This is a genomic window from Streptomyces sp. NPDC000151 (assembly GCF_040301705.1).
In the GTDB taxonomy this organism is placed as follows: Bacteria; Actinomycetota; Actinomycetes; order Streptomycetales; family Streptomycetaceae; genus Streptomyces.
Map to the genome: position 1 here is coordinate 1 of NZ_JBEPFC010000101.1, position 26601 is coordinate 26601.

General features: G+C 72.0%; 25 protein-coding genes and 1 pseudogene. 16 read left to right on the forward strand and 10 right to left on the reverse strand.

The window, feature by feature from the left end:
* The coding region (locus ABT381_RS24530) for a bifunctional transcriptional activator/DNA repair enzyme AdaA (RefSeq protein ID WP_351598259.1) at nucleotides 1-1301 on the reverse strand (1301 nt) is incomplete at its 3' end.
* A gap of 104 nt (nucleotides 1302-1405) precedes the next feature.
* Nucleotides 1406-2527: a ribosome small subunit-dependent GTPase A gene (gene rsgA / locus ABT381_RS24535; protein WP_351598262.1), complete on the reverse strand. Its 1122-nt coding sequence runs from the start codon at nucleotides 2525-2527 to the stop codon at nucleotides 1406-1408.
* Nucleotides 2528-2956: 429 nt separating this feature from the next.
* Between rsgA and ABT381_RS24540 the strand changes: the two genes are divergently transcribed.
* Together ABT381_RS24540 and ABT381_RS24545 are read left to right on the forward strand one after the other, a co-directional pair.
* The gene (locus ABT381_RS24540; protein ID WP_351598265.1) at nucleotides 2957-3922 is read left to right on the forward strand and encodes a serine/threonine-protein kinase; all 966 of its coding nucleotides are present in this window, start codon (nucleotides 2957-2959) and stop codon (nucleotides 3920-3922) included.
* 149 nt (nucleotides 3923-4071) lie between these two features.
* On the forward strand, nucleotides 4072-5523 hold the full coding sequence (locus ABT381_RS24545; RefSeq protein ID WP_351598319.1) for an amino acid permease: 1452 nt from the start codon (nucleotides 4072-4074) through the stop codon (nucleotides 5521-5523).
* A gap of 57 nt (nucleotides 5524-5580) precedes the next feature.
* Here ABT381_RS24545 and ABT381_RS24550 read toward each other — a convergent pair whose 3' ends face one another.
* Complete coding sequence (locus ABT381_RS24550; protein ID WP_351598268.1) at nucleotides 5581-5916, reverse strand: cupin domain-containing protein; 336 nt, start codon at nucleotides 5914-5916, stop codon at nucleotides 5581-5583.
* Nucleotides 5917-5986: 70 nt separating this feature from the next.
* Here ABT381_RS24550 and ABT381_RS24555 point away from each other — a divergent pair, with 70 nt between their 5' ends.
* Nucleotides 5987-6943: a GlxA family transcriptional regulator gene (locus ABT381_RS24555; protein WP_351598271.1), complete on the forward strand. Its 957-nt coding sequence runs from the start codon at nucleotides 5987-5989 to the stop codon at nucleotides 6941-6943.
* Between the two features lie 58 nt (nucleotides 6944-7001).
* Here the strand turns inward: ABT381_RS24555 and ABT381_RS24560 are convergent, their stop codons facing one another.
* Nucleotides 7002-8153 (reverse strand): YihY/virulence factor BrkB family protein, encoded by a 1152-nt coding sequence (locus ABT381_RS24560; RefSeq protein ID WP_351598273.1) that lies wholly within the window; start codon nucleotides 8151-8153, stop codon nucleotides 7002-7004.
* 329 nt (nucleotides 8154-8482) lie between these two features.
* Between ABT381_RS24560 and ABT381_RS24565 the strand changes: the two genes are divergently transcribed.
* The 13 genes from ABT381_RS24565 (at nucleotide 8483) to ABT381_RS24625 (ending at nucleotide 20246) form a co-directional block, all read left to right on the forward strand.
* Nucleotides 8483-9772 (forward strand): GAF domain-containing protein, encoded by a 1290-nt coding sequence (locus ABT381_RS24565; protein ID WP_351598276.1) that lies wholly within the window; start codon nucleotides 8483-8485, stop codon nucleotides 9770-9772.
* A 49-nt stretch (nucleotides 9773-9821) separates the two neighbouring features.
* Nucleotides 9822-10388, forward strand: a complete 567-nt coding sequence (locus tag ABT381_RS24570; RefSeq protein ID WP_351598279.1) for a GNAT family N-acetyltransferase — start codon at nucleotides 9822-9824, stop codon at nucleotides 10386-10388.
* 168 nt (nucleotides 10389-10556) lie between these two features.
* Nucleotides 10557-10640, forward strand: coding sequence for a putative leader peptide (locus ABT381_RS24575; RefSeq protein ID WP_351598321.1), 84 nt, complete (start codon nucleotides 10557-10559; stop codon nucleotides 10638-10640).
* A gap of 231 nt (nucleotides 10641-10871) precedes the next feature.
* Nucleotides 10872-12563, forward strand: coding sequence for a nitrite/sulfite reductase (locus tag ABT381_RS24580; RefSeq protein WP_351598281.1), 1692 nt, complete (start codon nucleotides 10872-10874; stop codon nucleotides 12561-12563).
* Nucleotides 12560-12742 (forward strand): eL43 family ribosomal protein, encoded by a 183-nt coding sequence (locus ABT381_RS24585; RefSeq protein WP_351598284.1) that lies wholly within the window; start codon nucleotides 12560-12562, stop codon nucleotides 12740-12742. The genes ABT381_RS24580 and ABT381_RS24585 overlap by 4 nt, the downstream gene beginning before the upstream one ends.
* Complete coding sequence (locus ABT381_RS24590) at nucleotides 12739-13440, forward strand: phosphoadenylyl-sulfate reductase (protein WP_351598287.1); 702 nt, start codon at nucleotides 12739-12741, stop codon at nucleotides 13438-13440. The genes ABT381_RS24585 and ABT381_RS24590 overlap by 4 nt, the downstream gene beginning before the upstream one ends.
* A 13-nt stretch (nucleotides 13441-13453) precedes the next feature.
* Nucleotides 13454-14011: an adenylyl-sulfate kinase gene (gene cysC / locus ABT381_RS24595; protein WP_351598290.1), complete on the forward strand. Its 558-nt coding sequence runs from the start codon at nucleotides 13454-13456 to the stop codon at nucleotides 14009-14011.
* Nucleotides 14008-14961, forward strand: coding sequence for a sulfate adenylyltransferase subunit CysD (gene cysD, locus ABT381_RS24600; protein WP_351598293.1), 954 nt, complete (start codon nucleotides 14008-14010; stop codon nucleotides 14959-14961). The genes cysC and cysD overlap by 4 nt, the downstream gene beginning before the upstream one ends.
* A 2-nt stretch (nucleotides 14962-14963) precedes the next feature.
* Complete coding sequence (locus ABT381_RS24605; RefSeq protein ID WP_351598296.1) at nucleotides 14964-16310, forward strand: sulfate adenylyltransferase subunit 1; 1347 nt, start codon at nucleotides 14964-14966, stop codon at nucleotides 16308-16310.
* A 219-nt stretch (nucleotides 16311-16529) separates the two neighbouring features.
* Nucleotides 16530-17651, forward strand: a complete 1122-nt coding sequence (locus tag ABT381_RS24610) for an aliphatic sulfonate ABC transporter substrate-binding protein (protein WP_467754206.1) — start codon at nucleotides 16530-16532, stop codon at nucleotides 17649-17651.
* 36 nt (nucleotides 17652-17687) lie between these two features.
* Nucleotides 17688-18491 carry an ABC transporter ATP-binding protein gene (locus ABT381_RS24615; RefSeq protein ID WP_351598302.1) on the forward strand — a complete coding sequence of 268 codons (804 nt, stop codon included), beginning with the start codon at nucleotides 17688-17690 and terminating at the stop codon, nucleotides 18489-18491.
* Nucleotides 18478-19404, forward strand: coding sequence for an ABC transporter permease (locus tag ABT381_RS24620; protein ID WP_351598305.1), 927 nt, complete (start codon nucleotides 18478-18480; stop codon nucleotides 19402-19404). The genes ABT381_RS24615 and ABT381_RS24620 overlap by 14 nt, the downstream gene beginning before the upstream one ends.
* A gap of 83 nt (nucleotides 19405-19487) precedes the next feature.
* Complete coding sequence (locus ABT381_RS24625; protein ID WP_351598323.1) at nucleotides 19488-20246, forward strand: sirohydrochlorin chelatase; 759 nt, start codon at nucleotides 19488-19490, stop codon at nucleotides 20244-20246.
* A 21-nt stretch (nucleotides 20247-20267) separates the two neighbouring features.
* Here the strand turns inward: ABT381_RS24625 and ABT381_RS24630 are convergent, their stop codons facing one another.
* The 6 genes and pseudogenes from ABT381_RS24630 to ABT381_RS24655 form a co-directional block, all read right to left on the reverse strand.
* A complete protein-coding gene (locus tag ABT381_RS24630) occupies nucleotides 20268-21074 on the reverse strand; it encodes a pentapeptide repeat-containing protein (protein ID WP_351598307.1) in 807 nt (268 codons plus the stop codon).
* Nucleotides 21075-21168: 94 nt separating this feature from the next.
* Nucleotides 21169-22332 carry an aldose epimerase family protein gene (locus tag ABT381_RS24635; protein WP_351598310.1) on the reverse strand — a complete coding sequence of 388 codons (1164 nt, stop codon included), beginning with the start codon at nucleotides 22330-22332 and terminating at the stop codon, nucleotides 21169-21171.
* A 35-nt stretch (nucleotides 22333-22367) separates the two neighbouring features.
* On the reverse strand, nucleotides 22368-23600 hold the full coding sequence (gene mmsB / locus ABT381_RS24640) for a multiple monosaccharide ABC transporter permease (protein ID WP_351598313.1): 1233 nt from the start codon (nucleotides 23598-23600) through the stop codon (nucleotides 22368-22370).
* 8 nt (nucleotides 23601-23608) lie between these two features.
* Complete coding sequence (mmsA, locus tag ABT381_RS24645; protein ID WP_351598326.1) at nucleotides 23609-25144, reverse strand: multiple monosaccharide ABC transporter ATP-binding protein; 1536 nt, start codon at nucleotides 25142-25144, stop codon at nucleotides 23609-23611.
* Nucleotides 25145-25182: 38 nt separating this feature from the next.
* Nucleotides 25183-26286 (reverse strand): multiple monosaccharide ABC transporter substrate-binding protein, encoded by a 1104-nt coding sequence (gene chvE, locus ABT381_RS24650; RefSeq protein ID WP_351598316.1) that lies wholly within the window; start codon nucleotides 26284-26286, stop codon nucleotides 25183-25185.
* A 78-nt stretch (nucleotides 26287-26364) separates the two neighbouring features.
* Nucleotides 26365-26601 (reverse strand): annotated as a pseudogene (locus tag ABT381_RS24655) (dehydrogenase); the annotation flags it as partial.

Here is a 26601-nt window from a genome sequence, read left to right on the forward strand (position 1 = left end):
GCGGCGAGGGCCTGCTCGGCGGCGTCCCGGTCGGCGCCCGCTTCGAGGTCTACCGTGCCGTCGGCCAGCGCCGCGCACAGCGCCCGCAGGCCCTCGCCGAGCAGCTCATCGCCCGGAGCCGCGCCGGTCAGCTCCTCCGGGGTCGGGAAGAGGTGGGTCAGCGTGCCGTCGGGGGTGTCCAGCGGCTTGCCGTACGCACGTACAAGGGCGGCGGCGCGCTCCGGTGGCCCGCCGAGTACGGTCCGTACCGCCGGCTCCGCCGGATCGGCCGCGCCCGGCGAGCGCAGCCCGGGGCGGGCTGCGACCAGCGGCCGGAGCAGCGGGTCGGCCGACAGGCGGGCGGCGACCGCGTACGGATCGGCGTCCAGGTCGAACAGGCGGCGCAGCCGCTGGTTCGCGGTGGGCAGGTCGCGCAGGTCGGTGAGGTGCAGCCGGCAGTCGAGCCAGCCGGAGCGGGCCGGTCCGCCGGGCCCGCCGAGCCGTTCGCCGACCTCGGCGACGGCGGTGCCGTACGTGAGGCGCAGCGTGCGGCGGTACGTACGGTCCCCGGGGACGCCGATGACCTCCTCGACGCCCGGCACGGCCGCCGCCCCGAGGTCGTCGAAGATCTCCCGGGCCGCGTACGGGCCCCGGAAGGCGAGCCGCAGCGGGATGCCGCCGGGGGTGCCGTGCTCCCCGCGCGAGGTACGGCCGCGTGCCGCGGCGCGCAGCTCGCTGGGAGTGCTGCCGTAGATCTCCCGCATCGTCGCGTTGAACTGCCGCACGCTGGCGAAGCCGGCGGCGAAGGCCAGCTCGGTGACCGGCAGGCCGGTGGTCTGGAGCAGGATGCGCGCGGTGTGCGCGCGGCGGGCGCGGGCCAGGGCGACAGGGCCTGCGCCCAGCTCGGCGGTGAGCTGGCGCTGCACCTGGCGGGCGCTGTAGCCGAGCCGCGCGGCGAGGCCCGCGACGCCCTCGCGGTCGACGACGCCGTCGCCGATGAAGCGCATCGCGCGGCCCACCAGGTCGGCGCGGACGTTCCAGTCGGCCGAGCCGGGGACGGCGTCCGGGCGGCAGCGGCGGCAGGCCCGGAACCCGGCGCCCTGGGCGGCGGCAGCGGACGGGAAGAACCGCACGTTGGCCCGCTTCGGGGTGACCGCGGGGCAGCTCGGGCGGCAGTAGATGCCGGTCGTCACCACGGCGAAGAAGAATTCTCCGTCGAAGCGCGCGTCCCGGCTCGCCACCGCCTCGTACCTGCTGCTTTCGTCCCTCACGCAGTCCAGTGTGCGGCATGGGGAGGGCGGCTTCCGGCGGAAATCGGACATGGCGCTCGGGCCGGCCCGCGAGCGGTACGCGCCTCCGGACCGCGCGCAGGCAGGCCGCGGCGTCCGGGCCGCCCGCCGCGGGGCGGGCGGCCCGGACCGGCCGGCTACCCGCGCGGCCCCCGCTTCCGCTCCCCCATGTGCCGCCCGAGCGCCTGCTTCTGCTTCCAGTCCCGGCGCAGCTCGGCGCGGAGCCGGGCGTCGGTCTTGGCGACGATGCGCTGGTTCTCGCGCAGCAGCTTGCGGTAGCTGTCCAGGCGGCGCTGCGGCAGGTCGCCCGCTTCCACGGCCGCCAGCACCGCGCACCCGGGCTCGGCGGTGTGCGCGCAGTCGTGGAAGCGGCAGCGCGCGGCCAGCTCCTCGACATCGGTGAAGGTGCGGGCGAGCCCGTCCTCGGCGTCCCACATGCCGACGCCGCGCAGCCCGGGGGTGTCGATCAGCACTCCCCCGCCGGGCAGCACCAGCAGGTCGCGGGTGGTCGTGGTGTGCCGCCCCTTGCCGTCCCGGTCCCGTACGGCGTGCACGTCCTGGACGTCGGCGCCGATCACCGCGTTGGCCAGGGTGGACTTGCCCGCGCCGGACCGGCCGAGCAGGACGGAGGTGCCGCCGGCCAGCACCGCGGCGAGGACGTCCAGGCCTGCGCCGGTCGCCGCGCTCACCGCCAGTACCGGCACGCCGGGTGCGACGGTCTCGGTGTCGGCGACGAGATGGGCCAGGCCCGCCCCGTCCGGCACCAGGTCCGCCTTGGTCAGCACCACGACGGGGGTGGCGCCGCTCTCCCACGCCAGGGACACGAAGCGTTCCACGCGTCCCAGGTCGAGCTGCTCGGCGAGGGAGACGGCGACGACCGCGTGGTCGACGTTGGCGGCCAGGATCTGGCCTTCGGAGCGCTTGGAGGAGGCGGACCGCACCAGTGCGGTGCGCCGCGGGAGCAGCGCGCGGACGACGGCGTCCGGCCCGCTGCCGGGATCGATCGCGGCCCAGTCGCCGGTGCACGGCACCTTGAGCGGGTCGCCGGTGGCCACGAGCGCGGTGCCCGCGAGGACGGTACGGACGCCGCCGTCGTCGCCGGGCACGACGGCGTCCACCCGGCCGCGGTCGATGCGGACCAGGCGGCCGGGCAGCAGGCCCTGCTCGGCGTACGGGGTGAACTCCCGCGCGTACCCCTCGTCCCAGCCGTAGGCGGCGAGCGGGTGCGCGGTGGTGATGTCGGACGGGATGTCGGACAACGGGATGACCCTTCGAAGCGGGTGGTCCCGGCGGTGGGCGCGCAACTCGGGCGCACCGAAGCGGAGTTGAGGTCAGCCGGGGACCACGGAGGTGGGATGGATGATCTTCTGGATGCGGGCAGCGCCCAGCGCAGTGACAGCCATCGGTCCACACCTCCTCGTTCGTCGGATCGTTCGTCGGCGATCTCGTACGTCCACAGCCTAGAGCGGCCGCACACGCCGCCGCCAACGGTTTTTGGTATCCCGTCACCTACCCCATCACCTCCCGTTACTGAAAATCTGTCGACAATCAGCCGGCGAAATTTAGTTGCTCGAGTGCCTGCTTTCGGTCCGTGTGGCACCTGAGTAAGGTGTGGCGTCAGCCGGAGCCCCGGGGATTTCCGGCCGAATTCGCCATCACCGATTACGGGGGAAGGAACGGCACGCAGCATGGCCGCTGGCCTGTTCGAAGGGCAGTACGTATGGCATCCGGCGGCCGATGACCGGCGGCTGGCGAGTGCCTGCGTGGATGTGCGGGCCGGGCGCTACTTCAGCGCCCGGGAGGTCCTGAAGGAGAGCCGCGACGATTTCGGCGTACGGGCGCACCGTTCCCTGGTACTGGCCTCCGAGGCGGCCGATTCGGATCTGACCGAGCGCTGGCTCGCCGAGGAGCCGGGCACCGAGGCCGCGCTGCTGTGGGCGCGGGTCGCGGCGCTGCGCGCCTCCCGCGCCGCCGACGCGCAGGACCGGCACGCCACCGCACTGGGCCGAATAGCGCTCGCCGCCTGCGACCGGGCGGCCGAACTCGCGCCGCAGGACCCGACGCCGTGGGCCGCCAGGCTCTCGCTGGCCCGCTTCCAGCGCCACCTCGACCCGGCGCCGGAGGGCCTCATCACCGCGCCGCCCGGCCCCTGGTCGCTGTTCTCGCACATCCTGCGGCTGGACCCCTGGCACCGCGAGGCGCACCACCGCTTCCTTGCGTGCTTCTTCGCGCGGCACGGCGGGTCGGCGGGCGCCGCCTGGGACGTCGCCGCGTTCCTCGCGCAGCGCGCCCCGGCCACCTCGGCGCTGCGGCTGCTGCCGCTGGTGGCGGTGGTCGAGGAGTACGACCCGGGCGCGCCGCTCGCCGACCGCACGTGGGAGCAGCCGCAGTGGCGGCAGACCGCGCTGCGGATCTACCAGCACTGGCTGCCGGAGGTGGCCGGCTACCGCTTCACGCCCGTGCTGGACCTGGCGTATCTGGCGCACGCGCTGTGCATGGCGCGCCACGAGTTCGAGGCGCGGGCGGTCTTCACGGCCATGGGCCCGTACGCCTCGCGGATGCCCTGGAGCGCGTTCGGCGACCCGGCCGAGCAGCTGAGCAGGGCCCGGCGCCGGTGCGGGCTCCCCGTCCCGCACGCTCCCGACACGGGATGAGCGCCGTTCCCCCCACATCGCACCGACACCTCACTGACCGTCACCGGAAAGGTTCGTCCGTGTCCGATTCCGCATTTCTCGCCCGGGTGCGCGCCCGCAAGCGGGAGGAGCAGCCCCCCACGCTGGACGATGACGCGACCCTGCACGCCATGGGATATCCCCGGAAACTCACCCGGAGATTCCGCGCATTCGACAATTTCGCCATATCCTTCACGATCATCAACATCATATCCGGGATTTTTTCGTCCTTCGGCTTCGGCATGAATGCCGGCGGGCCCCGGATTCTGGTGTTCGGCTGGATCGCCGTATCCATTCTCGTACTGTTCATCGGCGCCTCGATGGCGGAAATCACCTCCGCCTATCCCACCAGCGGCGCGCTGTATTTCTCCGCGGGCAAGCTCGCCAAACGGCACCGCGGCGCCTGGTCCTGGTACACGGGCTGGCTGAATTTCGTGGGACAGGTCGGCGGAACGGCCGCCACCGGTTATGCGGCGGCCACCTTCATCCAGGCGTTCCTCGCGATGCAGTGGCCGTCCTATCAGGTCTCCGAGCAGCGCACGGTCCTCATCACGGCGGCGATCCTGCTGGTCCAGGCGCTGGCCAACACCTACACCGTGCATCTGGTCGCCATCTTGAACCGCATCTCGGTGTGGTGGCTGCTGGTCGGCATGGTGGTCATCGTCGTGGCCCTGACCGTGCTGCCCGAACACCACCAGTCGGCCTCGTTCGTGACGCATTTCGCCAACAACACCGGCTTCACCAACGGGCTTTACGGCGCACTGCTGGGCCTGCTCGTCACCAGCTGGACGTTCACCGGATTCGACGGCAGTTTCCACATGTCGGAGGAAACGGTGGGCGCGACCGTCAACGCGCCGAAGGGAATCATGCGGGCGATCGGCTACTCCGCCGTCGCCGGCCTGATCCTGATGCTCGCCCTGGTCTACGCGATACGCGATTACGCAGCGGAGGCGAGCGCTGACGCACCGCCCGTACAGATTCTCATCGACGCGCTCGGCACCGGCACCGCCAAGTTCCTGCTGCTGATCGTCATCGGCGCGATGCTCTTCTGCGGACTGGCCAATATGACCAGCAACACCCGGCAGATCTTCGCCTTTTCGCGGGACGGCGCGATGCCCGGCTCGCGCTGGTGGCACTCGGTCTCCGCGCGCACCCGTACGCCCGTCAAGGCGGTCTGGCTCGCCGCCGCCTGCTCGCTGGTGCTGGTGATCCCCGGCTGGTGGTCGCACACCGCCTTCACCGCCATCGTCAGCGTCAACGTCGTCGGGCTCTTCCTCGCGTACGGCGTGCCGATCTTCCTGCGGCTGCGGCTGGACACCTTCGAGCCGGGGCCGTGGAACCTGGGCCGCTGGGGCAAGCCCGTCGCGGCGGTCGCGGTGGTCTGGATCGTGCTGAGCAACGTGCTGTTCATGCTGCCGCAGGCGTCCCCGATCACGCCAGGGTCGTTCAACTACGCGCCGATCGCGCTCGCGGCGGTGCTGATCATCGCCACGGTGTGGTGGTTCGCCACCGCCCGGCACCGCTTCCAGGGCCCGGTCAGCTACGGCCGCCCGGACGAGGTGGCGGCGATGGACCTGATCTGACGACGGCCGACGCCGGTGCGGCGCCGACGGCTTCCGGCCGTCGGCGCCGCACCGCATTCATCGGGGTGCCCGGACGGTGATCCCAAGGATCTGCGCTCCCACCTCCGTGCGTGGCCGGTGGCTGCTGCCCGGCGCGAACACCACGTAGGCGCCCGGCCCGTGGCGCTCCTCGCCCTCGATGACCTCCCCGCTCAGCACGTAGTACCGCTCCTCGGCGGCGTGGTGGTCCACCACGGGCCACTCCGCGCCCGGCGCGAAGTCGATCAGCCAGCCGCGGGCGTACTCGGTCCGCTGCAGCCGGCGCCGCACGATGCCGGGGCCGACTTCCTGTGTCTCCGCGTCGTCGATGTGCAGCACGGTCTTCAGCTCTTGCGCTTCGCTCTGCTCGCTCATGGCTCAAGCCTTGCCGGAAGCGCAGCACCGGAGGAGAGTCAGGAAAGACATCGTCGGGTACTTTTCTGTCATGACCCCGCACCGCGTCGTGGCCCTGCTGCGCGAGCCGCAAGGCGCCTTCGAACTCGCCGGTGCCGCCGAGGTGTTCGGCGCGCCCCGGGACGGCACAGCCCCGCCCTACGACTTCTCCGTCTGCGCCGAGCGCCCGGGGCCGCTGCGCACCACCGCCGGGTACACGATGCTCGTCGAGGCCGGGCTCGGCGCGCTGGAAAACGCCGACACCGTGCTCGTACCGGGCTGGCTGCCGACCGGCGTGCCCGCCTCCCCCGCCGTGCGTGATGCGCTGCGGGCGGCGCACCGCAGGGGCGCGCGGATCGCGAGCATCTGCAGCGGCGCGTTCGCGCTGGCCCAGGCCGGGCTGCTGGACGGCCGCAGCGCGACCACGCACTGGCGGCGCACCGCGCGGCTGGCCGCCGAGTTCCCGGCCGTACGGGTCGAGGCGGACGTGCTGTACGTGGACCACGGGGACGTGGCGACCAGCGCGGGCAGCGGCGCCGGCATCGACCTGTGCCTGCACCTCGTCCGTCAGGACCGCGGCGCCGCGTACGCCGCCGCGATCGCCCGCAGCATGGTGCTGCCGCCGCACCGGGAGGGCAGCCAGCTGCAGTACGCGGCGGAGCCCGCGGCCCCGGCCCGCGCGGACGCGTCGCTGGCACCGGTACTGGAGTGGGCGCTGAGCCGGCTGGACGGCGGGCTGAGCGTGGCCCGGCTGGCCGAGCGGGCCGGGCTGTCGGAGCGGACGCTCGCGCGCCGGTTCGCCGAGCAGCTCGGCGTCAGCCCCGGGCAGTGGCTGCTGGCCCGGCGCATCGACGCGGCGCGGGTGCTGCTGGAGGAGACCGACCTCGCGGTGGAGGCGGTCGCCGCGCGGGTCGGGCTCTCCTCGGCGGTCAATCTGCGGCGCCGGTTCCGCGCGGCGCTGGGCACCACGCCCGGCGCGTACCGGCGGGTGTTCGGCGAGCGGCGGTGAGGCGCCCTCGGCGCCGTGCCCGAGCGGCGGTGAACCGCCCCGGGAGCGCCGCGCGCCGTCACTCCTCCTTCTTCGGCCCCGGTTCCGGCTCCGGCCCCGGCCCCGGCCCCTGCTCCGGCCCGGCAGCCGGTCCGTCAGCGGTACCGCCCCCGACCTCGGTACCGCCCACGCCGTCGCCCACTTCCCCGCCCCCGTCCTCCAGTTCGTTCGCCCGCTCGGCCTCCTCCCGGGCGGCGCGCAGCGGTTCGGCCTCCGCGCGGCGGCGCGCCTCGCGCTCCGCGCGGCCGGCCGCGGTGGCGAGCGAGGGCCAGACCCGGTCCAGCGCCGCGTTGACCGCCGCGCCGACCAGCACCGCGAAGGCCGAGACGCCGATCCACAGCAGGACCGCGACGGGCGCGGCGAGCGAGCCGTAGATCGTCGGGCCCTCGACCGTCGAGGCGAGGTAGACGCGCAGCAGCAGGCTGCCCAGCAGCCACATCGCGAGCGCGACCACCGCGCCGGGGATGTCCTCCTGCCAGGGCGAGCGGACCGGTACGGACACGTGGTACAGCGTGGTCAGGAAGGCGACCGAGACCAGCAGGACGACCGGCCAGTACAGCGCCCTGATGACGTCCTCGCTGGACGGCAGCAGATGGACGACGGTGTCCGGGCCCGCGACCATCAGGGGCAGCGCGATCGCGCCGAGCACGAGGGCGACGAGGTAGAGGAAGAACGCCAGCAGGCGGGTGGCGACGATGCCGCGCTTGCCCTCCAGGCCGTACATGATCGTGATGGTGTCGACGAAGACGTTCAGGGCGCGGGAGCCCGACCACAGGGCGATGGCGAAGCCGAGGGAGATGACGTCGGGGCGGCCGCCGCGGAAGATGTCGTCCAGCAGCGGCCGGGCGATCTCGTCGACGCCCTTGTCGGACAGCACGGTCGCGGACGCGGTGAGGATGTTCTGCCGGATGGTGTCGATCGTGTCGTGGCCGATCCACGGCTCCAGATAGCCCAGCAGCCCGAGGAGACCGAGGAACAGCGGGGGCAGCGAGAGCAGGCAGAAGAAGGCGGCTTCGGCGGCGAGGCCGGTGACGCGGTACTCCACGCAGGAATGCACGGTGTCCTTGAGCAGCAGCCACCCGAGGCGTCGTTTGGATACATGGCGGTACAGGACGCGAGCCCTGTGCAGACGGCCCGTGGGGTGCTCGGCTGGTTCGTTCGCTGGCTGCACCTCGCCACCGTATCCGGCGGGGCGGCAACGGCCCATGACGTGGCGCCGCGTACGGGGACCGGGCCCGGCGGCCGCCGCGCGGAAGCGGTGCCGCGCCGACTCGGCACCGCTTCCGGCGGGGGGTGGCCGGCCGTTGCGCGGGCGGGCCCGGTACGGAGGCCCGGCCCCCGGCGTACGGAAACGGCTCGCGCCCAGCCTTTCCGGTCATATCGGGAGCGGCAACCGTTGCACGACGTTGCAACGGATCTGCCGATTCCGCACTCCGCCGGGCTCCGGCCCCGGCACGATGGGCCGCGGCGATTCACCAAAACAGCACAAGCGGAGCGACGTTGAGCACACGGCACCACGACAGGACCCGGACCCCCGTCCTGGCAGCGGCGCTGGACTCCCGGGAAGCGGCCCGCCGGCTCGCTTCCGTACGGGAGGCCACCCTCGCGGGGGACGAACCGCCCGACGGCCCCCGTAGCGTGATCGGAGAATCCTGGCGGCGCGTCATCGGCACCGGCCTCGACCCGGACCGGGACCGCCGCGCGCGGCCGCTGTCGCTGGCCGAGCTGGAGGAGCGCCGGCACCGCTCACAGCTGCTGCGGCTGCTGCCGGTACTGCACGCCCACCTCCTCCCGGCCGCGGACGCCGCGCAGCAGATCCTGGTGGTCAGCGACGCCGAGGGCCGGGTGCTGTGGCGCGAGGGCGCGGCGCCGGTGCGCCGGATGGCCGACCGGCACGGATTTGAACCGGGCGCGACATGGACGGAGGACGTGGTCGGCACGAACGGCATCGGGACCGCTCTGGTGACCCGCGAGCCCGTCCTCGTGCACTCCGCCGAGCACTATGTCAGTACCCACCACCAGTGGACGTGTGCCGGGGCGCCGTTGCACGACCCGCGCGACGGGCGGCTGCTGGGCGTGGTGGACCTCAGCGGCCCGGCGCACTCCTTCCACCCCACCACGCTCTCGCTGGTCTCGGCGGTCGCCCGGCTCGCCGAGTGCGAGCAGCGCACCGCGCACCTGGCCGCGCTGGACCGGCTGCGGACGAGCGCCGCGCCGCTGCTCGCCCGGCTCGGCGGGCGGGCGCTGGCGGTGGACCGGGACGGCTGGACGGCAGCGGCCACCGGCACGGCGCCGCCCACGCGGATCGCGCTGCCCAGGTCGCCGCAGGCAGGGCCGCTGTGGCTGCCGCGGTACGGCGCCTGCGCGCTGGAGCCGCTGCCGGGCGGCTGGCTGGTACGGATCGGGGAGGACGGGCCGCCGGGCCCCGCGCCGAGCCGGGTGGTGCTGGACCTCAGCGGCCGGGCCGGCTGGACGGTGACGGTGGGCGGCCCGGCCGGCAGCTGGACGCACGAGCTGAGCCCGCGCCACGCCGAGCTGCTCTTCACCCTCGCCGTCCACCCAGAGGGCCGCACGTCGGCGCAGCTGGCCCGCGACCTCTTCGGCGACGCCCGCCGCACGGCGACGGTCCGCGCGGAACTCTCCCGGCTGCGCCGCACCCTCGGCTGCGTCCTCGCGCACCGCCCGTACCGCTTCGCCGACGAGGTCCACCTCGACCTCCGACGCCCGCCCCGCGCCGCCGACCTGCTCCCCCACTCCACGGCCCCCGCGGTGGTCGCGGCCCGGGCGTGAGCCGGTACCGGAGACCCGGGCCGTCGCGCCGCATGATTGGGTGACGGCCATGACCGAGACTGTCACCACCTGGTACCTGGAGCAGACCTCCCCGGCGGACCTCGTGCCCGCCGCCGAGCCGCCCGCGGGGCAGGAGGTACGGATCGTCCTGTCCGGGACGCCGCTGCCCGAGTTCAGCCGGTTCCTGTACACGGCGGTGGGCGGGGACGTGACCTGGACGGACCGGCTGCCGTGGACGTACGCGGAGTGGCGGGAGCACCTCGCGCGGCCGGGCACGGAGACCTGGGTGGCGTACGAGCGGGGGACGCCGGCCGGGTTCATCGAGCTGCAGGCCCGGCCGGACGCGTCGGTGGAGATCGTCTACTTCGGCCTGATCCCGGCGTTCCGCGGCCGGCGGATCGGCGGCCACCTGCTCTCGTACGGCATCGCGCGCGCCTGGGACCTGGCCGATCGCCGGCCGGAGTGCGAGCGGACGAAGCGGGTGTGGGTGCACACCTGCAGCAAGGACGGCGAGTATGCGATGGCCAACTACCAGCGCCGCGGGTTCCGGGTGTACGACACGACCGTGACGGAGGAGCCCGAGGCGGCGGCGCCGGGCCCGTGGCCGGGCGCCTGACCGGGGTCCGGACATAGGCTCCAAGGTCCCCCTTCGCACGGCACCCTGGTCGCCGGCCACCCGAAGCGGAACGTGACCGGCGACACATCGTCTCGCTCTACGAGACATCCTCGTCCATATTTCGGACGACGGTGGACTGGTCCAAGACCGTCGTGACACGCTTCCGTCATGTCTCGAGCTGGAATTGCCTTGGTGAGTCGGCGCCACGTCGACCTTGCGCGCGTGTCCAGCGCCATCTGTCAGGCGCGCTGACGCTGTACCCACAGGGGTCGGCGACCCAAGACCCGTAGCCCCTGACAGCACCCAGCTCCACCGACTTTCCCGCCGTCCCCATCGTCGCGGACGTGCGGCCACCCCTGATCCGGCAAGTCATGCCAAGGCGCGCTGCCACGCGTCGCGATCCGGCACGTCTTCGCAGGTCACAGTGGGTGCACCCCTGCCTGAAACCGCATCCCCTGCAGCCGCCGAGAAGGACGTATCACCATGGCCGCCACTCCGGAACGCCCCGCCACGACCCGCCGCAAGGCCGGACGCCACCGCGGTGAGGGCCAGTGGGCCGTTGGTCACTTCACTCCGCTCAACGGCAACGAGCAGTTCAAGAAGGACGACGACGGTCTCAATGTGCGGACACGCATTGAGACGATCTACTCCAAGCGCGGCTTCGACTCGATCGACCCCAACGACCTGCGCGGACGAATGCGCTGGTGGGGCCTCTACACCCAGCGCAAGCCCGGCATCGACGGCGGCAAGACCGCGGTCCTGGAGCCGGAGGAGCTGGACGACAAGTACTTCATGCTGCGCGTGCGGGTGGACGGCGGCCGGCTGACCGTTCCGCAGCTGCGCGCCATCGGCGAGGTCTCCGAGCAGTACGCCCGCGGCACCGCGGACATCACCGACCGGCAGAACATCCAGCTGCACTGGATCCGCATCGAGGACGTCCCCGCGATCTGGGAGAAGCTGGAGAGCGTCGGGCTGTCCACGACCGAGGCGTGCGGCGACTGCCCGCGCGTGATCATCGGCTCCCCGGTGGCCGGCATCGCCGCCGACGAGATCATCGACGGCACCCCGGCCGTGGACGAGATCCACGAGCGCTACATCGGCAGCAAGGAGTTCTCCAACCTGCCGCGCAAGTTCAAGACCGCGATCTCGGGATCCCCTGTCCAGGATGTGGTCCACGAGATCAACGACGTGGCGTTCGTCGGCGTCAACCACCCGGAGCACGGCCCCGGCTTCGACCTCTGGGTCGGCGGCGGCCTGTCCACCAACCCCAAGCTCGCCCAGCGCGTGGGCACCTGGGTGCCGCTGGACGAGGTCGCGGACGTGTGGGCCGGTGTCGTCGGCATCTTCCGTGACTACGGCTACCGGCGGCTGCGCAACCGCGCCCGCCTGAAGTTCCTGGTCGCCGACTGGGGCGTGGCGAAGTTCCGGCAGGTGCTGGAGGACGAGTACCTCCAGCGCAAGCTGATCGACGGCCCGGCGCCCGAGGCGCCGTCCTCGAAGTGGCGCGACCACATCGGCGTGCACCGGCAGCAGGACGGCCGCTTCTACGTGGGCTTCGCACCGCGCGTCGGCCGCGTCGACGGCAAGACCCTCACCAAGATCGCCGAGCTGGCCGGCGAGCACGGCTCGGACCGGCTGAACACCACCGTCGAGCAGAAGATGATCATCCTCGACGTGGCCGAGGACCAGGTCGACTCGCTGGTCGCCGGCCTGGAGGCGCTGGACTTCCAGGTCAAGCCCTCGCCGTTCCGGCGCGGCACGATGGCCTGCACCGGCATCGAGTTCTGCAAGCTCGCCATCGTCGAGACGAAGGGCCGCGGCGCGTCCCTCATCGACGAGCTGGAGCGCCGGATGCCGGAGTTCCAGGAGCCCGTCACCATCAACCTCAACGGCTGCCCGAACGCCTGCGCCCGTATCCAGACCGCGGACATCGGTCTCAAGGGCCAGCTGGTCCTGGACGACGACGGCAACCAGGTCGAGGGCTACCAGGTGCACCTGGGCGGCGCGCTGGCCCTGGAGGCCGGCTTCGGCCGCAAGGTCCGCGGCCTGAAGGTCACCGCCGACGAGCTCCCCGACTACGTCGAGCGGGTGCTGCGCAACTTCGAGGCGGAGCGCACCGACGGCGAGCGGTTCGCCCAGTGGGCGGCCCGCGCCGAAGAGGGTGCGTTGAAGTGAGTGAGCGCGCCGCGCCGTTCTTCTGCCCGTACTGCGGGGACGAGGACCTGCGGCCTTCGGAAGAAGGCCATGGGGCCTGGGAATGCCGGTCCTGCAGCCGTGCTTTCCGGCTGAAGTTCCTGGGTCTGCTGACCCAGGGCGTCACCGGCAAGTCCCCTTCCGACGGAGGTGAGTCGTGACCACCGCTACCACCGGAGCCGACCTTCAGGCGCTCGCCGAGCAGGCGGGCCGCGACCTGGAGGACGCCTCGGCACTGGAGATCCTCAAGTGGGCCGCCGAGACCTTCGGGCCGCGCTTCTGCGTCACCTCCTCGATGGAGGACGCGGTCGTCGCGCACCTGGCCTCGCGCGCCTTCCCCGGCGTGGAGGTGGTCTTCCTGGACACCGGCTACCACTTCCCGGAGACCCTCGGCACCCGTGACGCGGTCGCCGCGGTGATGGACGTCAACGTCATCACCCTGACGCCGCGTCAGACGGTGGCCGAGCAGGACGCCGAGCACGGGCCGAAGCTGCACGACCGCAACCCCGACCTATGCTGCGCGCTGCGCAAGGTCAAGCCGCTCGAAGAGGGCCTGACCGCGTACGACGCGTGGGCGACGGGCCTGCGCCGGGACGAGTCGCCCACCCGGGCGAACACCCCGGTCGTCGGCTGGGACCCCAAGCGGCGGAAGGTGAAGGTCTCGCCGATCGCGAAGTGGACGCAGGCCGACGTGGACGCCTACGTCAACGAGCACGGCGTGCTCACCAACCCGCTGCTCCAGGACGGCTACGCCTCGGTCGGCTGCGCCCCCTGCACGCGGCGCGTGCTGGCGGGCGAGGACGCCAGGGCCGGCCGCTGGGCCGGCAGCAACAAGACCGAGTGCGGACTGCACGGATAGCGCGGTACGCACGATGACGGACACTCAGGAGATATCCATGACGGGCGCCACGATCTGGCTGACCGGTCTGCCGAGCGCGGGCAAGACGACCATCGCGCACGAACTGGCCGGGAAGCTGCGCGGCGAGGGCCACCGCGTCGAGGTGCTCGACGGCGACGAGATCCGGGAGTTCCTCTCCGCGGGCCTCGGCTTCAGCCGGGAGGACCGGCACACCAACGTCCAGCGCATCGGCTTCGTCGCCGAGCTGCTGGCCAGCAACGGCGTCAAGGCACTGGTGCCGGTGATCGCGCCGTACGCGGACAGCCGGGAGGCGGTGCGCAAGCGCCACCAGACCGAGGGCACCGCGTACATCGAAGTGCATGTGGCGACGCCCGTCGAGGTGTGCTCCGAGCGCGATGTGAAGGGCCTGTACGCCAAGCAGGCGGCGGGCGAGATCTCCGGGCTGACCGGCGTCGACGACCCGTACGAGGCTCCCGAGTCGCCCGATCTGCGGATCGAGTCGCACACCCAGACCGTGCAGGAGTCCGCGGCGGCGCTGCACGCGCTGCTCACCGAAAGGGGACTGGCATGACGACGGCAACGGCCATCACCGGTACCGGCCCGACCCCGGAGGGCGACGACTCTCCGTACGCGCTGTCCCACCTGGACGCGCTGGAGTCGGAGGCGGTCCACATCTTCCGCGAGGTGGCGGGCGAGTTCGAGCGCCCGGTGATCCTCTTCTCGGGCGGCAAGGACTCCATCGTCATGCTGCACCTGGCGCTGAAGGCGTTCGCGCCGGCGCAGGTGCCGTTCTCCCTGCTGCACGTGGACACCGGCCACAACTTCCCGGAGGTCCTGGAGTACCGCGACCGCACGGTCGAGCGGCACGGGCTGCGGCTGCACGTCGCCTCCGTACAGGACTTCATCGACCGCGGTGAGCTGCGCGAGCGCCCGGACGGCACCCGCAACCCGCTGCAGACCGTCCCGCTGCTGGACGCCATCGACAAGGGCCGCTACGACGCGGTCTTCGGCGGCGGCCGCCGGGACGAGGAGAAGGCCCGCGCCAAGGAGCGCGTCTTCTCCCTGCGGACCGAGTTCGGCGGCTGGGACCCGCGCCGGCAGCGCCCCGAGCTGTGGCAGCTGTACAACGGCAAGCACTCCCCCGGTGAGCACGTCCGGGTCTTCCCGCTCTCCAACTGGACCGAGCTGGACGTGTGGCAGTACATCGGCCGCGAGAAGATCGAGCTGCCCGCGATCTACTACGCGCACGAGCGCGAGGTCTTCGCCCGCGACGGCATGTGGCTGGCGCCGGGCGAGTGGGGCGGCCCCAAGGAGGGCGAGCGGGTCGAGAAGCGGCTGGTGCGCTACCGCACCGTCGGCGACATGTCCTGCACCGGCGCCGTCGACTCCGACGCGGCCGACAACGACGCCGTGATCGCGGAGATCGCCGCCTCCCGGCTCACCGAGCGGGGCGCCACGCGGGCCGACGACAAGATGTCCGAGGCCGCCATGGAGGACCGTAAGCGCGAGGGGTACTTCTAACCATGAGCACTGTTACTGACGGCGTCATCGACGCCGGCGCGACCTCGCTGCTGCGGTTCGCCACCGCCGGTTCGGTGGACGACGGCAAGTCCACCCTGGTCGGGCGGCTGCTGCACGACTCCAAGTCGGTACTGGCCGACCAGCTGGAGGCCGTGGAGCGCGCGTCGCTGGGCCGCGGGCAGGAGACGCCGGACCTGGCGCTGCTGACCGACGGGCTGCGGGCCGAGCGCGAGCAGGGCATCACCATCGATGTCGCCTACCGCTACTTCGCCACGCCCCGGCGGCGGTTCATCCTCGCCGACACCCCGGGCCACGTGCAGTACACCCGCAACATGGTCACCGGCGCCTCCACCGCCGAGCTGGCCGTGGTGCTGGTCGACGCCCGCAACGGCGTCGTCGAGCAGACCCGCCGGCACGCGGCCGTCGCCGCGCTGCTGCGCGTCCCGCACGTGGTGCTGGCCGTGAACAAGATGGACCTGGTGGACTACCAGGAGTCGGTCTTCGCGGCCATCGCCGAGGAGTTCACGAAGTACGCCGCCTCGCTGGGCGTCCCGGAGATCACCGCGATCCCGATCTCGGCGCTGGCCGGTGACAACGTCGTGACGCCGTCCGCCAACATGGACTGGTACGGCGGCCCGACCGTCCTGGAGCACCTGGAGACGGTGCCGGTCGTCACCGACCCGTCCGAGGACCCGGCGCGCTTCCCGGTGCAGTACGTCATCCGCCCGCAGACCGCCGAGCACCCCGACTACCGCGGCTACGCGGGCCAGATCGCCTCCGGCGTCCTGCGCGTCGGCGACCAGGTGACCGTGCTGCCCTCGGGCGCCACGTCCACCATCGAGGGCATCGACGCGCTGGGCGAGTCCGTGGACGTGGCCTGGGCCCCGCAGTCGGTGACCGTACGGCTCGCCGACGACCTGGACATCTCGCGCGGCGACCTGATCGCCCCGACCGCCGCGGCCCCCGCCGTCTCGCAGGACATCGAGGCGACCATCTGCCACGTGGCGGACCGGCCGCTGGTCGAGGGCCAGCGGGTGCTGCTCAAGCACACCACCCGCACGGTCAAGGCCATCGTCAAGGAGATCCGCTCCCGGCTCACGCTGGACGACCTGTCCCAGCACCCGGCGCCGGGCGAGCTGGCCGCCAACGACATCGGCCGGATCAAGGTCCGCACCGCCGAGCCGCTGCCGGTGGACGCCTACGCCGACTCCCGGCGTACCGGCTCCTTCCTGCTCATCGACCCGTCCGACGGCACCACGCTGACCGCCGGCATGGCCGGTACGGCGTTCGCCGAGGACGCCGAGGCGGCGCGCGCCCAGCAGGACGACGACGCGGACTGGGACTTCTGATCATGGCAGGGGAAGCGTTCTCGACCTTCGCGAAGGAGGGCGGCCGGATCGGCAGCGGCGCCCTCGGCAGCGGGCAGGGCGGAGTCGGCCGATGTGTGCGCTGACCCCGCTCCGCTCCGCCCTGCCCGCAGAACCCTTCCGAAGATCACCTGACCTGCCGGGCGCGCCCTAGACGAGGGCGCGTACCGCCCCGGCCCACCGAGAGGAACCCCTCCCGTGCTGCCTGCCGCTCGCCCCCGACGCCCCGCCCGCCGCCTGCTGGCGGCCGCCGCCACCGTGCCCCTGCTGATCGGAGTGCTGGGGGCCTGCGGTTACGGGTCCAAGGCACCCAAGAGCACCAAGCCGGTGGCCGCGAAGGGCCCGAAGACCGACGGCCTGGGCTCGGTACGGATCGGGTACTTCGGGAACGTCACGCACGCGACGCCGATGGTGGACCGGCAGAAGGGCTTCGTCCAGAAGGAACTGGGCGGCACGCAGGTCAAGCCGTACATCTTCAACGCGGGTCCGTCGGAGATCGAGGCGCTGAACTCGGGGACCATCGACATCGGCTGGATCGGCCCGTCGCCCGCGATCAACGGGTACGTGCAGTCGCACGGCAAGAACCTGAAGATCATCGGCGGCTCGTCCTCCGGCGGCGTCTCGCTCGTGGTGAACCCGAAGAAGATCAAGTCCCTGAAGGACCTGAAGGGCAAGCGGATCGCCACCCCGCAGCTCGGCAACACCCAGGACGTCGCGCTCCTGAACTACCTGCACGAGAAGGGTTACCAGGTCGACCCGGACACCGGGAAGGGCGAGGTCGGGGTCCTCCGGCAGGACAACAAGGAGATCCCGAACACCTTCCGGCAGGGCGGCGTGGACGGCGCGTGGGTGCCCGAGCCGACCGCGTCCAAGCTGGTTGCCGAGGGCGGCCGCACGCTGCTGGACGAGAAGCAGGTCTGGAAGGACGGCAAGTTCGTCATCACGAACATGATCGTCTCCCAGAAGTTCCTCAAGGAGCACCCCAAGGCCGTCGAGGCGGTCCTGCGCGGCTCCGTGAAGACCAACGACTGGATCAAGGGCCACCCGGGCGAGGCCGCCCAGGCGGTCAACGCCTCGCTCGCCGACCCCAAGGTGTCCGGCACCCGGCTGCCGGACAAGGTGCTCAACTCCGCCTTCCGTAACGTCGAGGTCACCGACGACCCGCTGGCCTCCACCCTCAAGGACGAGGCGCAGCACGCGGTCACGTCCGGGCTGCTCAAGAAGCCCGACCTGCACGGCATCTACGACCTGCGGCTGCTCAACAAGGTCCTCAAGGGCGAGGGCAGGCCCCCGGTCGGCGCCGCCGGACTCGGCGCGCAGTAACCGATCGATCCGCACGGTTCCCAGGAGGTGACACCGATGACGACCCCTACCCTCAGCCAGCAGGCCGCCACGGCCGGCATGGACGCGACGACGTCCTACGCGGCGCGTATCGACCACGTCTCGAAGTCCTTCGGCCGCCCCGGCGCGCAGCAGCACGTACTGGACGACATCACGGTCGATGTCGCGCCGGGCGAGTTCGTCTGCCTCCTGGGCGCGTCGGGCTGCGGCAAGTCCACGCTGCTCAACCTCGTCGCCGGGCTCGACCGGCCGACCGCCGGGACCATCGACGTGCCCGGCAGCCGCCCCGCCCTGATGTTCCAGGAGCACGCGCTCTTCCCCTGGCTCACCGCCGGCAAGAACATCGAACTGGCGCTGAAGCTGCGCGGGTTGCCGCGCGCCGACCGCCGCGACGAGGCCGAACGGCTGCTGGAGCTGGTACGGCTGAAGGGCGCGTACGGCAAGCGGGTGCACGAGCTGTCCGGCGGCATGCGGCAGCGGGTCGCGATGGCCCGCGCGCTCGCCCAGGACAGCGGGCTGCTGCTGATGGACGAGCCGTTCGCCGCGCTGGACGCCATCACCCGTGACGTGCTGCACGACGAGCTGACCCGCATCTGGGAAGAGACGAACCTCTCCGTCCTCTTCGTCACGCACAACGTCCGCGAGGCCGTACGGCTCGCGCAGCGCGTCGTACTGCTGTCCTCGCGGCCCGGGCGGATCGCCCGGGAGTGGACCGTGGACATTCCGCAGCCGCGCCGCATCGAGGACGTCGCCGTCGCCGAGCTCTCCGTAGAGATCACCGAACAGCTCCGTGGGGAGATCCGCCGCCATGGCCAGCACTGAGACCACCACCGACACCCGCAACCCGGCCGACGCCAAGGCGGCGGGCGCGCGCGGGGCCGAGACCGCGGGCCTGGAGGCCGGGCTGGACGCGCTGGAGACGAAGGTCGTCAGCCGCCCGCCCGTGCTGCGCACGCTGCTCTCCAAGGTCGTGCCACCCGTCGTCGCCGTCCTGATCGTGCTGGCCCTGTGGCAGCTCGCCTACCACTTCGAGGTCAAGCCGCACTACCAGCTGCCCAGTCCCGTGGACGTATGGGGTTCGGTGCGGGAGAAGTGGCTGGAGGGCACGCTCCTCGGCTACGTATGGCAGTCCGTCTCGCGCGGCGCGCTCGGCTTCGCCGCCTCGCTGGTCATCGGCACGCCGCTGGGCCTGCTGGTGGCCCGGGTCCGCCCGGTGCGCGCGGCGATCGGCCCGATCCTCTCCGGCCTGCAGTCGCTGCCGTCGGTGGCCTGGGTGCCCGCCGCGATCATCTGGTTCGGCATCACCGATGCCACGATCTACGCGGTCGTGCTGCTGGGAGCCGTGCCCTCCATCGCCAACGGCCTGATCTCGGGCGTGGACCAGATCCCGCCGCTCTTCCTGCGCGCGGGCCGCACGATCGGCGCGACCGGGATGCGGGGCGTACGGCACGTGCTGCTGCCCGCCGCGCTGCCCGGGTACCTCTCGGGGCTCAAGCAGGGCTGGGCGTTCTCCTGGCGCTCGCTGATGGCCGCCGAGCTGATCGCCACCTCGCCGGACCTGGGCGCGGGCCTGGGCCAGCTGCTGGACCAGGGCCGGGTCGGCTCGGACATGTCCCTCGTGCTCGCCGCGATCCTGCTCATCCTGGTCGTCGGCATCGGCATCGAGCTGCTGATCTTCGCCCCCGTCGAGCGCCGCGTGCTGCGCAGCCGCGGACTGCTCCCCAACGCCCGCTGACGCCCCCGCCGAACGGAACCGCCATGCGCCCCCACCTGCTCGCCCCCACCCCCGGCACCGCCTCGGCCGCCGGGCGGTGCGGGCTGCGCGAACGGCCGGCGCTGCTGGTCGTCGCGCACGGCAGCCGGGACCCGCGGCACGCGGCGACCGTCGGCGCGCTGTGCGAGCGGGTCCGGGCGCTCCACCCGGAGCTGCGCGTCGAGGTCGGCTATCTGGACTTCAACGCGCCGAGCGTGCCGCAGGTGCTGGAGCGGCTGCACGCGGACGGCGTACGGGAGGTGGTGGCGCAGCCGCTGCTGCTCAACCGCGCCTTCCACGCCAAGACCGACATCCCCTCGGTGCTGCGCGAGGCCTGCGCGCGGCTGCCCCGGCTGACCGTCCAGCAGGCGGCTGTACTCGGTCCGGCGCCGCTGCTGATGGGCGCGCTGGAGCGGCGGCTCACCGAGGCGGGGCTCGCCCCCGCCGACCGTGCCTCGACCGGGGTCGTACTGGCCTCGGCGGGCTCTTCAGACCCGGAGGCGATCGCAGTGATCGCTGAAATCGCGCGGGAGTGGCGGCTCACCAGTGGTTGGTGTGCCGTGCGGCCTGCGTTCGCCTCCGCATCCCTTCCCCGTACGGAGGACGCCGTGCGGGAACTGCGGGCCGCGGGCGCCGCGCGGGTCGCCGTCGCGCCGTACGTCATCGCGCCGGGCCGGCTGCCGGACCGCATCGAGGCCGGGGCGCGGGAGGCGGGCGCCGAGCTGCTCGCCGACGTGCTGGGCCCGGCGCCGGAGCTGGCGCACCTGCTGGCGCTGCGGTACGCGGAGACGCTGCGGTGCCCGGCGCCGGCGCTGACGGCCTGAGGCCCGGCCCGCCGGACCGGCCTACCCCTGCCAGTGTGCGGGGCGGGCGAGTGAGGCGGGCAGTACGGTCCGCGCGTCTCCCTTGGCCGCGTTCAGCTGCGCCTGGGTGAGGAAGACGGCGCCGGTCAGGTCGGCGCCGCTGAGGTCCGCGTCCCGGAGGTCCGCGCCTATCAGGTCGGCCGAGCGCAGGTCGGCGCCGGTGAGGTCGGCGGCCACCAGACAGGCGCCGCGCAGGCCGGCGCCCTTGAGGTTCGCGCCCGGCAGCCGGGCGCCGAAGAGGTCGGCGCCGCGGTGGTTCCGCTTCTTGCCGGGTACGGCGTTCCGTACCAGCTCCCCGGCCTGTACGAGCAGCCCGTTGACCTCCTGGCGGACCGCCTCGGTGTCCAGCTCCGCCAGTACGTCGGCGGGGCTGAGCGTGAGCCGTTCCAGGTCCGCCAGCGCCGTGCGGAGCCCGTCGTGCACGGGCCGCGCCTCGGGCCGGTCCAGCGCCTCGGTCACGTACGCGAGCAGTTCGTGCAGCTGCCGCATCACGGGGAAGACGGCGAACATCCGGCGGGCGGTGCCCGGGGCCTGCCGCCAGTCCTGTCCTCCGAAGGTCACCTGCGAGACCTGCTGCCCGGCGCCGAAGCAGTCGAAGACCGTACAGCCGCGGAAGCCCTTGTCACGCAGCTGTGCGTGGATGCCGCAGCGGAAGTCGGCCCGGAGGTTGGCGCAGGGTGTCCCGGCGTCCTTGTCCACCGCGAAGTCGTTCGACGCGGCGAAGGGCAGCGCGACGCAGCACAGGCCGAAGCACTGTGCGCAGTCCGCCTTGAGGTCGGCTGGGGGCATCCGGTTCGTTCTCCTGCCATGGGGACGGGCGCGGCTCGCTGCCGCGCCCGCGTCGAACTGCCATTCTCCCCGATGGCCCCCGTCTCAGCGCACCTCAGCGCACCCCGAAGTGGTGCACGGTCGTCGTCCGGTAGGTCTGCCCCGGGCGCAGCACGGTGGCCGGGAAGGACGGCCGGTTCGGCGAGTCGGGGAAGTGCTGGGTCTCCAGGCAGAGGCCGTCGCCCTGCCGGTAGAGCGCGCCCGAGGTGCCGCGCAGGGCCCCGTCCAGCCCGTTGCCGCTGTAGAACTGCACGCCGGGTTCGGTGGTGGCGATGTCCATGACGCGGCCGGACGCCGGGTGGGCCAGGGTCACCGCGTGCTCGGGAGTGGCCGTCACACCCTTGTCCAGCGCGAAGTTGTGGTCGTAGCCGCCGCCGAAGGCGAGCTGCTGATCGCCCTGGCGGATGTCCTGGCCGATCGGCTTGGCCCGCCGGAAGTCGAAGGGCGTGCCCGCGACCTTCGGCAGCGCGCCGGTCGGGATCAGTGTGTCGTCGACGGGCGTGTACCGGGAGGCCGCGATCCGCAGGGTGTGGCCAAGGACGTCGCCGCTGCCCTCGCCCGCCAGGTTGAAGTAGGTGTGGTTGGTGAGGTTGACGACGGTGGCCCGGTCCGTCGTGGCCTCGTACGCGATGCGCAGGTCGCCGCGGCGGTCGAGGACGTAGTCGACGCGGACGGCCAGGGTGCCGGGGTAGCCCATCTCACCGTCCGGACTGACGCGCCGCAGGGTGAGACCGGTGCCGTCCCCGCCGACGTACGGCTCGACGTCCCACACCCGCTTGTCGAAGCCCTTGTCGCCGCCGTGCAGGCTGTTCGGGCCGTCGTTGACCGGCAGCTGGTACGTCCGGCCGTCGAGGGTGAAGGTGCCGCGGGCGATGCGGTTGCCGTACCGGCCGATGAGGGCGCCGAAGTACGTTCCGGCGGTGAGGTAGGGGGCGAGTTCGCCGAAGCCGAGCGACACATTGGCCCGGCGGCCGTGGCGGTCGGGAAGCTCCAGGGTCTGGACGATGCCGCCGTAGGACAGCACGCCCAGCCGGGTGGCGCCGTTCTCCACGGTCCAGCGGTCGACGCGGGTGCCGTCCGGGAGGGTGCCGAAGTGTTCCTTGCGCGGGCGGCCGCCTCGTGCGGCGGGCGCCGCGGCGGCGGCCGGTCCGGCGCCGACGGCGGTCGCCGCCAGTCCGGCCGCCGCCGCGGCCATCACGGTACGTCTGCTGGTCGTCATGCGCGCTCTCCTCGTGTGGTCGGGCTCCTGGGCCATCAGGAACCGGCCTTGCGCTTGTTGTAGATGTCGAAGCCGACGGCGGCGAGCAGCACCAGGCCCTTGATGACCTGCTGGTAGTCCGTGCCGATACCGACGAGCGACATGCCGTTGTTCAGGACGCCGAGCACGAGGCCGCCGATCATGGCACCCATGACCGTGCCGACGCCGCCGCTCATCGAGGCGCCGCCGATGAACGAGGCGGCGATCGCCTCCAGTTCGAAGTTCAGGCCGGCCTGCGTGGTGCCCGCGTTCAGCCGCGCCGCGTACACGCAGCCCGCAAGCGCCGCCAGTACGCCCATGTTCACGAACACCAGGAAGGTGACGCGCTTGTCCTTCACGCCCGACAGCTTCGCCGCCGCCTTGTTGCCGCCCAGCGCGTACACATGGCGGCCGACCACGGCGTTGCGCATGACGTAGCCGAGGGCGAGGAGCAGTGCGCACATCACGAGCATCACCACGGGCACGCCGTGGAAGCTCGCCAGGGTCAGCGTGAAGGCGACGACGGCCGCCGTGAGCGCGACGCACTTCGTGGCCCACAGCCCGGTCGGCAGCACGTCGAGGTCCAGGGCGAGCTGGCGGCGCCGGTCCCGCCACTCGCGCAGCAGCAGGAACACCACGGTGACCAGGCCGATGACGAGGGTGGGGTTGTGGTACTGGGTGTACGGGCCCATCTCCGGGATGAAGCCCTTGGCGAGGCCCTGGAAGCCCTCGGGGAACGGGGCGAGGGACTGGCCGCCGAGGACGATCTGCGTCAGGCCGCGGAAGAGCAGCATGCCGGCCAGCGTGACGATGAAGGAGGGGATGCCGACGTAGGCGATGAAGAATCCCTGCCACGCGCCCGCGACCGCGCCGATCAGCAGCGAGATCACCAGCGCGAGCACCCAGGGCATCTTCTGTTCGACCATCATCACCGCCGACATGGCGCCGACGAAGGCGACCAGTGAGCCGACGGACAGGTCGATGTGGCCCGCGATGATGACGATCATCATGCCCATGGCCAGGATCAGGATGTAGCTGTTCTGCTGGATCAGGTTGGAGACGTTGTTCGGCAGCAGCAGCGTGCCGTCGGTCCATATCTGGAACAGCACGACGATGAAGGCCAGCGCGGTGAGCATGCCGTACTGGCGCATGTTGTTCCGCACGCTCTGCAGCAGCACCGCGCCGGCCGACCGGACGGTGGCCGGGACCGCGGGGTCGGAGTCCGTGGGCGGGGTGGTCGTGGTGGTCATGGCGGGCCTCAGCTTCTGTTCTTGGTCATCTGGCGCATCAGGACTTCCTGGGTGGCGTCCGCCCGGGCGACCTCACCGGTCAGCCGGCCCTCGGCCATGGTGTAGATCCGGTCGCACATCCCGAGCAGCTCCGGCAGTTCGGAGGAGATGAAGAGGACCGCCTTGCCCTGTGCCGCGAGCCGGTCGATGACGGTGTAGATCTCGTACTTGGCGCCGACGTCGATGCCGCGGGTCGGCTCGTCGAGGATCAGCACCTCGGGGTCGGCGTGGATCCACTTGCTGAGCACGACCTTCTGCTGGTTGCCGCCGGAGAGCCGCCCCACCTGCTCGAAGACCGTGGGCGCCTTGATGTTCATCGAGGTGCGGTAGCGCTCGGCGACGGACCGCTCGTGGTGTTCGTCCACGGCGCCCCGGCGCGTCATGCCGCGCAGCGAGACCAGCGAGACGTTGCGGTGGATGGTGTCGATGAGGTTCAGGCCGTACTGCTTGCGGTCCTCGGTGACATACGCGATCCCGGCGGCGATGGCAGCGGGCACGGTGGCCGTGTTCACCTCGCGCCCGCCGACCGTGACCGTCCCGGCCTCGTGTATCCCGTACGAGCGGCCGAAGACGGACATCGCCAGTTCGGTGCGGCCCGCGCCCATCAGGCCCGCGATGCCGACGATCTCGCCGCGCCGTACGGTCAGCGACGCGCCGTCGACGACCTTGCGGGCCCGGTCGACCGGGTGCCGCACGGTCCACTCCCGTACGGTCATGGCGATCTCCCCGGCGTCCGCGCCCTCGTACGCGGTGCGGTCGGGGAAGCGGTGGTCCAGGTCGCGCCCGACCATGCCGCGGATGATGCGGTCCTCGGGCAGCTCCGGCTGGGCCTCCGGGCTCTCCCGCACGGGCAGCGTCTCGATGGTGCGGCCGTCGCGCAGGATCGTCACCGCGTCGGCGATCTCCCGGATCTCGTTCAGCTTGTGGGAGATGATGATGCAGGCGATGCCCTGGTCGCGCAGCTCGCGGATCAGGGCCAGCAGGGTGGCGCTGTCCTCGTCGTTGAGGGCCGCGGTCGGCTCGTCGAGGATGAGCAGCCGCACCTCCTTCGACAGCGCCTTGGCGATCTCGACGAGCTGCTGCTTGCCGACGCCGATGTCGGCGACGGGGGTCTGCGGGTTCTCGCGCAGCCCGACCCGCTTGAGCAGCTTGGCGGCGCCGCTGAGGGTGGTGGGCCAGTCGATGATGCCGCGCCGGCCCTGCTCGTTGCCGAGGAAGATGTTCTCGGCGATCGACAGGAAGGGGATGAGCGCCAGCTCCTGGTGGATGATGACGATGCCGCGCCGCTCGCTGGCGTTGATGTCCTTGAAGGCCACCGGCTCGCCCTCGAAGCGGATCTCGCCCTCGTAGCTGCCGTGCGGGTGCACCCCGCTGAGGACCTTCATCAGCGTCGACTTGCCCGCGCCGTTCTCCCCGCAGATGGCGTGGATCTCGCCGGCCCGCACGGTCAGGGTCACCTCGGAGAGGGCGGTGACGCCGGGAAAGGTCTTGGTGATGCCGCGCATCTCCAGCACGGGACGCGCCGAGGTGGCGTCACGGCCCGTCACTTGAGCTGTCCCGTGGTGAAGTACCCCTCGTCCACGAGGAGCCGGGTGTTGGACTTGTCGACGGAGACCGGGTCGAGGAGGTAGGCCGGGACGATCCGCTTGCCGTTGTCGTAGTCCTTGGTGTTGTTGACCTCCGGCTTCTTGCCGGTGAGCACCGCGTTGCCCATCTGGACGGCCTGCTTGGCGAGCTTGCGGGTGTCCTTGAACACCGTCTGGGTCTGCTCGCCCCGGGCGATGGACTTCACCGAGGCCAGTTCGGCGTCCTGGCCTGTGACGACCGGCAGGTCATCGCCGCGGTAACCGGCGCTCTTCAGCGCGGAGATGATGCCCAGCGACATCCCGTCGTAGGGCGAGAGGACCGCGTCGACCTTCTCGTCGCCGTAGCTCTTGCTGATGAGGTCGTCCATGCGCTTCTGCGCGATGCCGCCGTTCCAGTCCTGCGTGGTCGCCTGGTTCATCTGCGTCTGCTTGCTGCGCACGACGAGCTGGCCGGAGTCGAAGTAGGGCTTGAGGACCTTCATGGCCCCGCCCCAGAAGTACTTCGTGTTGTTGTCGTTCGGCGAGCCGGCGAACAGTTCGATGTTGTAGTGCTCGCCCGCGTTCTTGTCGGGCTTCTTGAGCTTCAACTGATCGAGTATGTACTGGCCTTGGAGGCGGCCGACCTTCTCGTTGTCGAAGGACGCGTAGTAGTCGACGTACGGCGTGCCCAGGATGAGCCGGTCGTACGAGATCACGCGGATGCCCGCGTCGTGCGCGCGCTGGAGGACCTCGGTGAGCGCGGAGCCGTTGATCGCCGCGACCACCAGCAGCCGGTGGCCCTTGGTGATCATGTTCTCGATCTGCGCGACCTGGTTCTCGACCTTGTCGTCGCCGTACTGGAGGTCGGTCTTGTACCCGGCCTTCCGGAACTGCTCGGCCATGTTCTTGCCGTCGGCTATCCACCGCTCGGAGGACTTGGTGGGCATCGCCAGGCCGATGGTGCCGCCCTTGCCCGCTTCGGGCCGGTAGCGGCTGCCGCCACGGGCTTCCTGGCCACAGGCGGTGAGCGAGCCGATGAGGAGGACGGCGGCCAGGGCGGCGGCTCGTCTGCGGGTGGGCATGGGTGGGGTTCCCTTCCGATGGTGGTGCGGAGCACGCCGGTGAGCCCGGCTGCCGGGCGGGGACCGGAGCGGCCGCGCTTACGGGTGCAGCAGTACCTTCCCGGCGCCGGGCGCCATCGCCTCCGCGAAGCCCTCCAGCGGCAGGCGGTGGGTGACCAGCGGCAGCAGGTCCAGCAGCCCGGCGTCGAAGGCGCGTACGGCGTGGGCCCAGGCGGCGGGCGGAGCGCCGAAGACGGTGCGCACCTCGGTCTGGCGCACCACCAGGTCGGTGGGGTCCAGGCCGGCCGCGCCCGGCGCCGGGAGGCCGGTGAGGAC